The following is a 13,233-nucleotide window of genomic DNA, read 5'->3' on the forward strand; positions in this document are numbered from 1 at the left end:
ATTATCATTAAAGAATGATTAAGTCTTTAGTAGAATGTGTGAGCGGTTCATTTCCATTTTCCGTGATAATCGTATCATCTTCAATGCGCACACCGCCTACTCCTGGCAAGTAAATTCCTGGTTCGACTGTAACAGCCATTCCCGGTGTTAATACCATTTCTGAACGGGAAGAAAGATTAGGTCCTTCATGAACTTCAAGGCCGATTCCATGACCGGTTGAATGACCGAAATATTGGCCATATCCAGCTTTAGTTATATGGTCACGCGTAATGGCATCCGCTGCTTTCCCCGTCATCCCTGCCTTGATTTCATTCATTCCTTTCAACTGTGCTTCTAACACAATATGATAAATTTCTTTCATCTGATCAGATGGTTCCCCCACTGCAATGGTACGAGTAATATCCGAAACATAGCCGTGATAATAAGCGCCATAATCAAGCGTAATCATATCGCCTTTTTCGATCACTTTGTCACTCGCTACCCCGTGAGGTAGAGCGGAACGTTCACCTGAAGCTACTATTGTATCAAAAGATGAAGATGTTGCGCCACACTTTCTCATAAAGAACTCGAGTTCATTGGAAACCTCAAGCTCTGTCTGCCCCGGTTGAATAAATTCAAGAATATGCTTGAATGCCGCATCAGCAATAGCGGCAGCTTCCTTTAATATCTTAATCTCTGATTCGCTCTTAATCAAGCGCAAGTTTTCAACTAATTGACTAACAGGAACGATCTCTGCTTTCACTAGCCCTTTAAGGATCTCGTAAGATTGAAAAGTCATATATGCTTTTTCAAAACCAAGGCGATTTATCCCTAATGCTTTCACTTGATTGGCGATTTCTTCATATATGATTCCTTCATGCTTCACAATGTCAAAACCCTCAGCCTGTTTTTGTGCTTGTTCTACATAACGGAAATCTGTAATAAACATAGCTTTATCCTCTGTGACTAGCGCTCCTCCAGAGGAACCTGTAAAGTTAGTTAAATAACGACGGTTATATGGACTCATCACGAGCAATCCATCAATCCCCTCTTTTTTCATGCTTGTACGAAGTTTATCTAATTGGATCATGATTCTTTCCCCCCATTCTATGTATCAACGCTTGTAAAGCTAGTTCATACCCCTTCAATCCTAGACCTGCGATTTGCCCAACAGCAACTGGGGCAATGACAGATTGATGACGAAATGACTCCCTTGCATGAATGTTACTAATATGCACTTCAATGACCGGAATAGAGATGGACGTCACAGCATCTCTAAGCGCGTAGCTATAATGCGTAAATGCTCCTGGGTTGAAAATAATTCCGACCATTTCTTCATCTGCAGCCAAGTGAAGGCGATCAATTAATTCTCCCTCATGGTTAGATTGAAAAGTAGAAAGCGTCACACCTGATTCCTTTGCTTTAGAAATCAGTTGACTTTCAAGTTCTTCCAGCGTTACCGCTCCATAAATGTCCGGCTCTCTTTTTCCAAGTCGATTTAGATTTGGACCGTTTAATAATAGAATATGCTTCATAATGTCTCCTGCCCCCGAATATAGTTACAAGAACATTCTAACATATTTATTTTGCCAATAACTACTTACTCAGTCTCTTCCCTCTGGACATTCATCTGTTTATGATGCTCATAGCCATAGGAAATGGAGTAACCAATAAATAAGCCATATAGAAGAAGGAGGCAAATAGTCGTTACTAATGTATCGTTATTCATTGTTCTCCACCAAGGAATCGCCGGATAGATCGAACGAAGAACAATGAAGAATACCACCCATAAACCGGCTCCATACGTCACACCAACCCACATCGACTTTTTTTTTCGGAATAAGGCATAATAAATCACGGCTAAGAGCAGAGAACAGAGAATATAAAATAAAATGCTCGTCGCCACGTTTAAATAGGTTTTTTTGAATTCAGTCACATACATATATTTCAATACGGCATTCGGGTTGAAACTAATAAAATGAAAATACGAAGCAAATTGAGCAAGCACTCCCCAAAATAATCCTCCATAAACCCCAATAATAATGACATTTCCCAGCGAAAAACGGACCTCTTTCGCCTGTTTCACGTCTTTTTCCATCATACACCTCCACATTCACAAATAATAAACTTTCAGAAAGCATTTTTATTGAATGATTCAGCTTTTATTTTTCCTGAATAACGGCTAAAATATGTATATCAAGTTTTATCTTTAATTTAATGAAAGAGGGTATTCCATGAGTGAACAAAAGCCAGTTTATGGCGGTCAGGCAGTCATAGAAGGCGTTATGTTCGGCGGAAAGCATCATACTGTCACCGCTGTCCGTAAAAAAGACCAATCGATCGCCTATTATCATTTACCAAGAAAAACAAATTCATCTTTTCGAATCTTCAAAAAAATCCCATTCGTTCGAGGGATCTTCGCCATTCTAGATGCGGCCGCAAACGGATCGAAACATTTAAATTTCGCTCAAGAGCAATATGATCTAGAAGCGGATGAAGTAGAAACTAAGAAAAATGCAGAACCATCTAAACTGGCTATGATTCTAGGAGTAGCCGCCATCGGAGTCCTCTCTTTTTTATTTGGGAAATTCATCTTCACTCTAGTCCCTGTCTTTTTAGCCGAATCTACTCGGTCTATCTTTTCAAGTGATATGGAGCAAATTTTAATAGAAGGTCTATTCAAGCTTATCCTTCTGTTAGTTTACATTTACTTAATCTCTTTAACCCCGATAATTAAAAGAGTGTTTCAGTATCACGGCGCTGAACATAAAGTCATTAATGCTTATGAGAACAATCAAGCACTAACAGTAGAAAATGTTCAAGCTGCTTCTCGTCTTCATTACCGTTGTGGATCAAGTTTTATTTTATTTACAGTAATTGTCGGCGTATTTGTGTATATATTAGTGCCTACTGAACCATTATATGTAAGGGTGCTAAATCGAATCGCACTGATTCCTGTTGTTCTCGGCATCTCTTTTGAAGTACTTCAGTTGACTAATAAACTGCGTGACGTTCCGGTATTACGTTTTCTCGGGTATCCTGGTTTGTGGCTTCAACTTTTAACAACGAAAGAACCGACAGATGATCAAGTGGAAGTAGCGATCGCCTCATTTGAAAAATTAATAAATTTTGAGGAAAACACACAAAAAGGATTAAACACTGAGGAAATTGTCTAATATGTAATTAACAGCTTGTTAGGAGGTGGCTTTATTGGCAACTCGTACAGTCATTACCTTTTCATTAATTGCACTCGCTGCTATTGGGCTCGTTTCCATGTTGTTTAATGCCCCTGGAGCTTTAGCTCGGCAGCTGGTTATCGCTGCAGTAACTGTAGCTGTTATTGTTTTAATCTATCGCCTCGTAATGAGAAAGCGATTAGGTGGCAATGGGGAAGATCGAGCGTTTGCAAAGGCCGCTAGACAATCCAAAAAGCGATTGAAAAGCCGCAAAAAAACAACTCACCCCTCCACTCCAGCTACAAAAAAGAAGCCTTTAAGAAGAAAGTCCTCTGCAAATTTGCGAGTTATTGAAGGAAAGAAAGGCAAAAAAAATAACCGGGCTTCTTCTTAAACCCGGCTATTAATAACTCCAACGCTTAAAAAACGCCTTGGCATGATCACGTCCTGTTTGAATAAGGGCGTATTTTTTTTCGTCTGTTAAGTTAAAATCCGTAATAGCTGTTTCCTGCACTGGAATAAAGAGAATACTGCTTTCATGCCTCCTTGAAATATAGCGGGCATCATGAGCATCTTTCATCGTATGAAACAAGGCCCCAAATAAATCGATCCCTGTTTTCACTTGTCGTGGGACTCCCGTTGTTTTTGTCATCAATTTCACGCCAAGGACAGGCCGCATCAGTTTTTTATCCGCCTCATCAAAGAGCCAAATGGGGAAGTTACTCAACACTCCTCCATCGACCGTTAACGCCCGACCATTTAATTTAACCGGTTGAAAAAAATAAGGGATTGTACAACTCATTCGAACAGCTCGTGCCACTGAAAATGTAAGAGGATCTTTATTATAAGAAGGCAAATCATCTGGCAGAATGAGCAGGCGACCATTGGTAATATCAGATGTAATCACGCGTAACGTTTCTGGTGGAAGATCTCCAAACGTTCGTATTCCTTTTTGTGCTAACCTCACTTCTAACCACTGTTCAAGCTTCTTCCCTTTATACAAACCGAGCTGAAAATAGAGTTTTACCCACTTCAAAAATGGAAAATCAAACATGACATCATCTAATAGTTGTTTTTCGTTTACCTCCATCACCATCTGTTTAAGCTCTTCACTGGAATAACCAGCCGCGATAAAAGCAGCAATAATCGCCCCCGCACTAGTGCCTGCTAAACGAACAAAAGTTAAACCCCTTTGCTCAATCTCTTCAAACGCGCCGACTAACGCAAACCCTTTAATTCCCCCACCCGAAAAAACCCCATCGATCTTCATCACGATCCCACCTCTCCAACTTACGCCTGATTGTTATATGTGTAAGCAAGGAAAAGTTGTCCTAGAAGTGAAAAATCATTTGAAGCATAACCTTTAACATCGCCTTCTATTAAAAAACGGCTACCAATCAAACGATTGATAGCCGTTTTCTTATTTTATAAACCACATTTTAGTTGGGCACCGCAATTTGTACATGTATTACAGCCGCCCATTTCTTCTACTGTTCCTTTGCGACAAACGGGACAAGTGTTGCCTACTTCACTACCGATCGTCACATTGGTTGAACGAATTTCTTGAATCGTATCCACAAGAACAACGTGGTTTTCATGTTCTTTTGTTTTCGCTTCCGTTTCCTCAAAAACATTTTCTTCTGCTTTTAGTGTAAGCACTTGGGAATCACGGCTTCCATCTACATAAACCGTACCACCCTTTGCTCCGCCTTTATAAAGGCGCTCATACACTTGTTCTACTTGTTCCACCGTGTACCCGCGTGGTGCGTTCACCGTTTTAGAGATCGAACTATCGATCCAACGCTGAATCACGCATTGCACATCCGCATGTGCATCAGGAGACAAGCTCATCGCCGTCACAAACCACTCAGGCAACTGATCTGGATTTGCTTCTGGATGACGATCTAAATACTCCTTCACAATATCCGCTTTCACTTCAATAAACTTACCTAAGCGGCCGCTTCGATAGTAAGTGAATGAGAAATATGGTTCTAAACCTGTTGATACACCGACCATTGTTCCAGTGCTTCCCGTTGGAGCAACAGTCAATAAGTGCGAATTGCGGATTCCGTGTTCAAGAATCGCTTCACGCACATCTTCAGGCATTTTTTTCATATAACCTGTTTCAATAAAAGCTTGTCTTAGACGATTGCTTTCTTCTTCTGTTTCCCCTTGAAGGAATGGGAAACTGCCTTTTTCTTTCGCTAATTCAACGGATTCTTTATAGGCAGTAACAGCTATTACTTCGAATACTTGGTCGACTAGCTCATTACCTTCTGGTGAACCGTATTCTTTTTCACAGTAGATCAATAGATCCGCAAGTCCCATTACTCCTAGGCCAACACGACGTTCGCCTAATGCTTGCTTTTTATTCTCTTCAAGGAAGTATGGTGTCGCATCAATCACATTATCCTGCATGCGAACGCCCACAGCTACCGTTTGCTTTAGCTTTTCAAAGTTCACCGTTTTTGTTTCTTTATCTGCCATCTCTGCTAAGTTCACAGCAGCTAAATTACAGACAGAAAATGGTGCAAGTGGTTGTTCTCCACATGGATTTGTCGCAACAACTTGTTGGCCGTAAGCTTTCGCATTCGTCATTTCATTCGCATTATCGATAAAGAAAATGCCTGGTTCAGCCGAGTATGTTGCACAAATATTAATCAAGTTCCAAAGTTCACGTGCACGGATCTTTCGGTAAGTTCGCACGGCATGACCTTGTTTTTTCCACTCGCGCACATCGCCAACTTTATGCCAGTTTTCATTGTAATATTGCATTTCTTCTTTACTGTATGTTTCAACAGCTGGGAAGCGCAATTCATACTCCGCATCTTTTTCCACTGCCTCCATAAAATCATTCGTTAGGCAAATAGAAATGTTGGCTCCTGTTAAAAATTCTGGATGATGTACGGTATATGTTCCGCCTGTACGCAATTTTTCTTCGGCATCTGAGAAAATCTCAGGGCTGAAGCCACCGTAACCAGGAATGTTTTTGTAATTAACCACTCCTTGATACATAGCTTCTTCACGTTCAGACAATGGCTTAAAGTTCAGCTTCTCTTGCGCTGCTTTTTTAATTTGTTCATCTTCTGTATTTTCAATCAAGAAGCGTAAAATACGCGGGTTTTGCATTTTTGAAATAATGAATTCAACAATATCAGGGTGCCACAATTGTACCGTCCTTTTCAGGATACTTTAACTCTGCTTATGCAGACGGAATAGACTATATCATCACCCTCAGCTTTATCTGTTAGGGGCCGGGCGCTTCGGAAAAAAATATTTTCCTACTCTACTTCCATTCCATTCGAATGTTTTCGATAGTCGTTGAACCTTCACCTATACGGCGCTTGGCTGCAGATTGTCCAATGCAATTAATTTTTTAGCATTCACGCTCACCGTTTCCAGTCACGTTGTAGCTTAATTGCCTCTCAGGATTTCCCTGCAATTCACCCGGTTTTCTAATCGTTCATTCTCTGAACGACGCGGACTAGCATTTTTATAAATTGTTCTTCTTTTCCGTATGTTTTTTCATGACAAGTTTTACATAAAGTAATACCATTGGAGACCTCAAATTTTAATTCGGGATATGTTTTCTTAGGGTAAATATGATGAGCTGCGATATCTCTTGATTGTGAATAGCACCCCGGCATTTTACATCTATACCCATCCCTTTTATATACCTTTAATCTCCATTCTTTATATGCAGCAGAATTGGTTATGTCTTCTGTAATAACTCTGTTGTCTTTTAGAAAGCTTCTAAAACACGTTTGGTTGCAAAAATTTCTCTCTGATTTGTGAAATGCCGACAATACGATTTCAAATTCTTTATGACAATACGTACAAGAGGTGTTAATTCTTTTTTTAACTCGTGACTTTTTAATTTTTAACAATGAACTTTCTTTGTGTTTCGCTCCTCTTCTAGGAGCACCCTTATCAATTTCATTGTGTCCTCTTAATTCCCAACCGAAATAAAGGATACGACTTAAGATAGTGCTATAACTAACTCCTAGTTCACTTGCAATTACCGTATATCCTTTCTCGAGCTTCACATACTGGTTGTATAACCATTCTCTATTGTCATAAAGTTCATTTCCAACTTTAAAAGGTTTTTTTCGTATACCGTATCGTCTTAATTTCCCTTTAACCTGATCTCTTGAACAACCAACATTTTTAGCAATTGCTTCCGCAGATAACCCTTCAACTACATATTTTTGGTATAAATATTCTTTTGTAAACTTCATGATCCTCCCCCAAAAAGAACATTTGTTCCTAATTGGAGGATAACGGAAAAACAAACAACTTTCAACTTTTTTAATCCGCCAACATAATCATCTGTGCTCCACGCTTTTTTGTTACTCTCTCTTTTTGAGAGGGCCAGGTCATTTCTGCCCAGCTCTCATGCTTTCACATGAGATCAGACTATATCATCAAAGAAGAAAATTTAAGCTCTTCTTTGTCTTGCGCCCCATAGTGACGTTGCCGTTTACTATGGTTTACTCCTTCCTTAGCTCTCACTTTACTCACCAGCCAGTCAGTTGATTTTCACCTAAAAACCTTAGGAAGTTTCAATAGTCGTTGAACGTTGACCTTTGTTTCCAAAGACCCTTCGCTGCTGATTGCCCAATCCTTATTTTTTTCAAACCTTCACGCTCATCGTTTCCAATCACGTTGTGGTAAATAAGGTTCTTAGGGGTTCCCAGCAATTCGCAAGATTTTACTCCCGCCGTTTGGAGACTGTTTAACGGGACCCACCTTGCTCCACAAGATGTGTGAGCTTAGCGATATCATCTAGCCAAGAGACTGATCCGGAAGATTTTCCGTTGACTCCTTTAGCTAACGTGTTGCGCGGACGCAGTGTTGAACCGTTTGTTCCCACTCCGCCACCGCGGCTCATGATTTCCATCACTTGCTTGCGGTGCTCTGAAATGCCTTCGCGTGAATCTTGTACAAACGGCATCACGTAACAGTTAAAATATGTCACGTCTGTAGCAGCACCTGCTCCATATAGAACTCGTCCGGCCGGAATGAAGTTCAATTGAACAAGTTCTTGATAAAACTTCTCAAACCATTCTTTCCGCTTTTCTTCTGTTTTTTCAACGGAGGCAAGACCTGTCGCATTACGTTTTGCAATTTGCTCGTAGAAAATTTCTAGCGGCTTTTCAATCACATCAAGGGAACGGCAAATGATACCCGTTTCTTGTTCTTGTGGATCATCTAGTGCACTGCGGAATTCCTCATCGACTAACACTTCTGCTTTCTTGTCCTGCCAGTCAATGCTCACAATGAACCCAACACCTCGAGCGGGAAATTTCGGATCTTCTTTAACAGTTAATACAACGAAATCGCCTTCTGTTAAGGTCACCTTTTCTGTGTCTTTAAATGAATAGCGGTCGATCATCACAAGGCGTGAAACCCCTTTATGCGTGACTTTCATTTCAGGGGTGACAGGATGAACCTGAGGGAAAACGCTAATGTCTTTATTCAGCCTATCAATGTTGATGGACATATTCTTTGCAGACGTAACAGACATATCGACAACTCCTTTTTATACAATTTTTCTTGGTAGTTCTTACATTCTATACCCATATATTTTGATAAAAAAACTAGAACAAACACAATATATTGTGTTTGTTCTATTGTTTACATTACTACATATTGAGTTAAAATCATTTTTTTGTCAAGCTACTAAACTGCTGTATTTGCCGGAAAAAGAGAGATTTCATCAGAAAAACAAATGCTAATCCGGCTAAAAGAATAATTTTCAAGGTTGCATAAAAACAAAAATATTCTTTCTCACATAAACATAGGGACGAACGATAAAATAGCTTATCGTCTAAAGTTCCATTCATCTGACTCATAGCGCTCTTTTGCAATTTTTTCGATATAAGCTGCCTGTTCATCTGACAGTTCAAGCGGCTCTAACTCGATTTCTAGACCATCTTCAAAGCCTTGTTTAAAGGCATCACGAGCCATGTCTAATGTAATTCTTTTAGGGCTAATGTGATTGATCGCTACCGCTTTATTTTTAAATGCTTTTTGCATTCTTTCTTTGACGCGTTCGTTTGGGTAGTTAAACAGACTAAATAGCTTTTCTTCATCAAGATCTAACAAGATGGAGCCATGCTGTAAAATCACACCCTTTTGCCTTGTTTGAGCACTTCCGGCAACTTTTCGCCCTTCCACCACAAGCTCATACCAGCTAGGCGCATCAAAACAGACGGAAGACCGCGGATTTTTCAATGCACTTTTCTCCTCTTCCGTTTTAGGCACAGCAAAATATGCCTCTAAACCGAGGTGGTGAAATCCTTTTAAGATCCCTTCTGAAATGACACGATAGGCCTCCGTCACTCCCGTAGGCATGTTTGGATGTTCTTCAGATACAATGACACTGTACGTTAACTCGTGCTCGTGAAGAACGCCTCTGCCCCCTGTTGGACGACGCACAAAACCAAGCCCATGTTTCTTGACCGCTTCCATATTGATTTCTTTTTCTGCTTTTTGAAAATAACCAATCGATAATGCAGCTGGCTCCCAACCATAAAAACGAATCACTGGTGGAATTTCCCCTTGGCTATGCCAATCTAGTAATGCTTCATCCATCGCCATATTATAACTAGCTGAACGATGGCCAGAGTCAATAAACTTCCATACTTCTTTTTTCATGATCTATGCACGCCTTTTTCGTTTGTAAATTCCCTCATACAGTCTATCAAATACCGACTAAAAAACAAAGGCCTATTCAAAAATGAAACCATTGTTTTAATTTCTTTTGATTCTTAATTCAAGCACGTTTATAATAGATAATGGTGCAATTTTACTTGAAAGGGGTGTATACGTTGCTGTATACCATTGTTGCCATTTTAGGCGCCATTATTTTGTACACTTTATATATGTATTTTTCCCAGAAAAAAGCGGTCACACCACTTTCACAGGAAGAGTTCATTAAAGGTTATCGTAAAGCTCAGTTAATTGATGTGCGCGAGTCGAACGAATTTGAAGCGGGCCATATTTTAGGTGCTCGAAATATTCCGGTGAGCCAATTAAAAACACGCATGAAGGAAATCCGTCCTGACAAACCAGTTTATCTTTACTGCCAAAGCGGAATTCGAAGTGGCCGAGCTGCCTTGATATTACATAAAAAAGGCTATCAAGATATTAGCCATCTTGAAGGCGGCTTCAAGAAATGGACTGGAAAAGTAAAGGTCAAATAAAAAACTGCCCACGCGAGGCAGTTTTTTATTATGATTAAGCGTTTTGCAGCGGTCTTTCGTAGCGAAGGATCGGCTTGCGTGCGGCTGTTGTTTCATCTAGACGGCCAACCACTGTCGTATGAGGGGCTTCTTGAACCACTTCTGGATTCTCTTCCGCTTCTTTCGCAATTTGAATCATCGCATCAATAAAGGCATCCAACGTTTCCTTTGACTCTGTTTCCGTTGGCTCAATCATGATGCATTCCTCTACATTTAATGGGAAGTAGGTGGTTGGCGGATGATAACCGAAGTCAAGCAGACGCTTCGCAATATCCAATGTGCGTACACCAAGCTTTTTCTGGCGTTTTCCGCTTAATACAAACTCGTGCTTACAATGACGGTCAAACGGCAGATCAAAATGCTGAGCTAAGCGACGCATCATATAGTTAGCATTTAATACAGCGTATTCCGTTACCGCTTTTAATCCGTCCGGCCCCATAGAACGAATATACGTATACGCTCGAACATTGATACCGAAGTTTCCATAATAAGGCTTCACGCGGCCAATTGCTTGTGGACGATCATAATCGAATCGGTACGTCTCCCCTTCTTTAACAAGCACAGGCTTTGGCAAGAACGGGATTAAATCTGCCTTCACTCCGACAGGGCCTGAACCTGGTCCGCCGCCGCCATGAGGACCCGTAAATGTTTTATGAAGATTTAAATGAACAACATCAAAGCCCATGTCTCCAGGACGAGCCTTCGATAAAACAGCATTTAAATTCGCTCCGTCATAATAGACTTTTCCGCCCACACTATGAATAATTTCAGCCATCTCTAAAATATTTTCTTCAAATAATCCGAGAGTATTAGGATTCGTTAACATTAAAGCAGCTGTCGTTTCATCGACGACACGTTTTAAATCTTCTATATCTACTAACCCGTCATCACCTGATTTAACAGTGATCGTTTCAAATCCAGCCACCGTCGCAGACGCCGGGTTCGTTCCATGAGCAGAATCCGGAACAATCACTTTTGTTCGGTTGAAGTCGCCATTCGCTTCATGGAATGCACGAATCAGCATCAGCCCCGTCCACTCACCTTGCGCTCCTGCCGCTGGCTGCAATGTAACTTCATCCATCCCCGTGATTTCTTTCAAGTGCTCTTGAAGATCATACATTAACTCAAGTGCCCCTTGAACAGTCTCTTCTTGTTGAAGCGGGTGAATATGAGCAAAGCCCTCAAAACGAGCCACATCTTCATTAATTTTCGGATTGTACTTCATCGTACAAGAACCAAGCGGGTAAAACCCTGAATCTACTCCGTGGTTTCTTTTAGATAGCGCTGTATAATGACGCATAATATCAAGCTCTGATACTTCAGGTAGCTCCGGCTCTTCCTCGCGCAAAAAACCAGCAGGTAACAGATTGGATACATCTTGTTCAGGAACATCTAGCTCTGGCAAACTATAGCCAATCCGGCCCGGTTGAGACATTTCAAAAATGAGTAATTGGTCGTTGTTATTCATGAATATCCCCCAATTCTTTCGCAAGTAATTCGATTTCTTCTCTTGTACGCAATTCTGTTACAGCAATCAGCATGCAATTTTTAAGACCTGGATAAGTTAAGCTAAGGTCATATCCGCCAATGATTCCTTTTTCGAATAATCGTTGATTTACTTCTTTAATTGGTTGATGTAAACGAACGACAAACTCGTTAAAAATCGGTGCAGTGAAAACAATCTCTACTCCATGTTGTCTTAATGTTTCCTTCGCAAAATTAGCTTTTTGCAGATTTTGCAGCGCAATGTCTTTGATTCCCTTTTTTCCTAAAGCTGTCATTGCCACACTCGCCGCTAGGGCATTTAACGCCTGATTGGAACAAATATTAGAAGTCGCCTTGTCACGGCGAATATGCTGCTCACGCGCTTGTAATGTTAATACAAACCCTCTACGACCTTCGTCGTCATGTGTTTGACCTACTAGACGCCCAGGCACTTTGCGCATCAGTTTTTTCGTCACAGCAAAATAACCGCAGTGCGGTCCGCCAAAGCTTGCCGGGATACCAAATGGTTGAGCATCACCAATGACAATATCAGCACCAAACTTTCCAGGAGGTGTCAATGCACCAAGTGAAAGTGGGTTAGCAGAGACTACAAATAACGCTTTATGCTGATGAGCGACTTTCTCTACGTCAGGTAAGGATTCAATCGCTCCAAAAAAGTTCGGATATTGAACAATCACAGCGGCTGTTTCATCATCAACAAGAGCATTTAATTGATCGATATCTGTTACTCCATCTTTATGAGGAATTTCCACCACTTCAATGTTCTGGCCTTTCGCATACGTTTTCAACACGTCGCGAGATTCTGGATGAACGGTTTCTGATACAAGCACTTTCTTTCTTTTTGTTTGTCCTGCACTCAGCATCGCCGCTTCTGCTAACGCGGTTCCACCATCGTACATCGAAGAGTTGGCCACATCCATACCCGTTAATTCACAAATCATCGTTTGAAACTCAAAGATTGCCTGTAACTCCCCTTGAGAGATTTCTGGCTGGTATGGTGTATACGCTGTGTAAAATTCTGAACGTGAAATGACATGATCAACAATCGATGGAGCGTAATGATCATATACACCTGCTCCTAAAAAAGAAGTGTATTGTTTAGCGTGAGCGTTTTTCGCAGCAAGCGTGCTCAATTCTTTTTTCAAAGCAGGTTCCGCTTTTGCCTTTTTAATATTGTATAACCCTTGAAAGCGCACTTCCTCTGGAATATCTTCAAATAATTCATCAATTGCTTTAATGCCAATCGCTGAAAGCATTTCCTTTTGATCGGCCTCTGTCATTGGTAAGTAACGATGCTTCATCATTTCATCCCCTCTCCTATCCTC

At 40.7% G+C, this 13,233-nt stretch carries 11 protein-coding genes and 2 pseudogenes; 3 read left to right on the forward strand and 10 right to left on the reverse strand.

Features of this window, described 5'->3' with window-relative positions; translation table 11 throughout:
- Positions 1–7: 7 nt before the first annotated feature.
- From WDJ61_RS12100 to WDJ61_RS12110, 3 genes are all read right to left on the reverse strand, one after another.
- The gene (locus WDJ61_RS12100; protein WP_338750035.1) at positions 8–1,069 is read right to left on the reverse strand and encodes a Xaa-Pro peptidase family protein; all 1,062 of its coding nucleotides are present in this window, start codon (positions 1,067–1,069) and stop codon (positions 8–10) included.
- The gene (gene aroQ / locus WDJ61_RS12105; protein WP_338750037.1) at positions 1,053–1,514 is read right to left on the reverse strand and encodes a type II 3-dehydroquinate dehydratase; all 462 of its coding nucleotides are present in this window, start codon (positions 1,512–1,514) and stop codon (positions 1,053–1,055) included. Before aroQ ends, WDJ61_RS12100 begins: the two co-directional genes overlap by 17 nt.
- Before the next feature lie 65 nt (positions 1,515–1,579).
- Positions 1,580–2,077, reverse strand: coding sequence for a YqhR family membrane protein (locus tag WDJ61_RS12110; protein WP_338750039.1), 498 nt, complete (start codon positions 2,075–2,077; stop codon positions 1,580–1,582).
- Between the two features lie 136 nt (positions 2,078–2,213).
- Here WDJ61_RS12110 and WDJ61_RS12115 point away from each other — a divergent pair, with 136 nt between their 5' ends.
- Entirely contained in the window at positions 2,214–3,155 is a 942-nt protein-coding gene (locus WDJ61_RS12115; protein ID WP_338750041.1) for a DUF1385 domain-containing protein, read from the forward strand.
- A gap of 34 nt (positions 3,156–3,189) precedes the next feature.
- Positions 3,190–3,549 carry an SA1362 family protein gene (locus tag WDJ61_RS12120; RefSeq protein ID WP_338750043.1) on the forward strand — a complete coding sequence of 120 codons (360 nt, stop codon included), beginning with the start codon at positions 3,190–3,192 and terminating at the stop codon, positions 3,547–3,549.
- 9 nt (positions 3,550–3,558) lie between these two features.
- Here the strand turns inward: WDJ61_RS12120 and WDJ61_RS12125 are convergent, their stop codons facing one another.
- The 5 genes and pseudogenes from WDJ61_RS12125 to WDJ61_RS12145 form a co-directional block, all read right to left on the reverse strand.
- On the reverse strand, positions 3,559–4,425 hold the full coding sequence (locus tag WDJ61_RS12125) for a patatin-like phospholipase family protein (protein WP_338750045.1): 867 nt from the start codon (positions 4,423–4,425) through the stop codon (positions 3,559–3,561).
- A gap of 155 nt (positions 4,426–4,580) precedes the next feature.
- Positions 4,581–6,320 (reverse strand): annotated as a pseudogene (locus tag WDJ61_RS12130) (vitamin B12-dependent ribonucleotide reductase); the annotation flags it as partial.
- 290 nt (positions 6,321–6,610) lie between these two features.
- Positions 6,611–7,393 (reverse strand): HNH endonuclease signature motif containing protein, encoded by a 783-nt coding sequence (locus WDJ61_RS12135; protein WP_338750047.1) that lies wholly within the window; start codon positions 7,391–7,393, stop codon positions 6,611–6,613.
- Positions 7,394–7,893: 500 nt separating this feature from the next.
- Positions 7,894–8,682, reverse strand: a pseudogene (locus tag WDJ61_RS12140) (ribonucleotide reductase N-terminal alpha domain-containing protein); the annotation flags it as partial.
- 296 nt (positions 8,683–8,978) lie between these two features.
- Positions 8,979–9,815, reverse strand: coding sequence for a biotin/lipoate A/B protein ligase family protein (locus WDJ61_RS12145; protein WP_338750049.1), 837 nt, complete (start codon positions 9,813–9,815; stop codon positions 8,979–8,981).
- A gap of 140 nt (positions 9,816–9,955) precedes the next feature.
- On the opposite strand from WDJ61_RS12145, the gene WDJ61_RS12150 reads away from it, so the two are divergent.
- The gene (locus WDJ61_RS12150; protein WP_413789011.1) at positions 9,956–10,363 is read left to right on the forward strand and encodes a rhodanese-like domain-containing protein; all 408 of its coding nucleotides are present in this window, start codon (positions 9,956–9,958) and stop codon (positions 10,361–10,363) included.
- A 34-nt stretch (positions 10,364–10,397) separates the two neighbouring features.
- Here WDJ61_RS12150 and gcvPB read toward each other — a convergent pair whose 3' ends face one another.
- Together gcvPB and gcvPA are read right to left on the reverse strand one after the other, a co-directional pair.
- Complete coding sequence (gene gcvPB, locus WDJ61_RS12155; protein ID WP_338750053.1) at positions 10,398–11,870, reverse strand: aminomethyl-transferring glycine dehydrogenase subunit GcvPB; 1,473 nt, start codon at positions 11,868–11,870, stop codon at positions 10,398–10,400.
- Positions 11,863–13,209, reverse strand: a complete 1,347-nt coding sequence (gene gcvPA, locus WDJ61_RS12160; protein ID WP_338754788.1) for an aminomethyl-transferring glycine dehydrogenase subunit GcvPA — start codon at positions 13,207–13,209, stop codon at positions 11,863–11,865. Before gcvPA ends, gcvPB begins: the two co-directional genes overlap by 8 nt.
- Positions 13,210–13,233: the final 24 nt, after the last annotated feature.

This window comes from Bacillus sp. FJAT-52991 (genome assembly GCF_037201805.1).
GTDB classification, from domain to species: Bacteria; Bacillota; Bacilli; order Bacillales; family Domibacillaceae; genus Bacillus_CE; species Bacillus_CE kandeliae.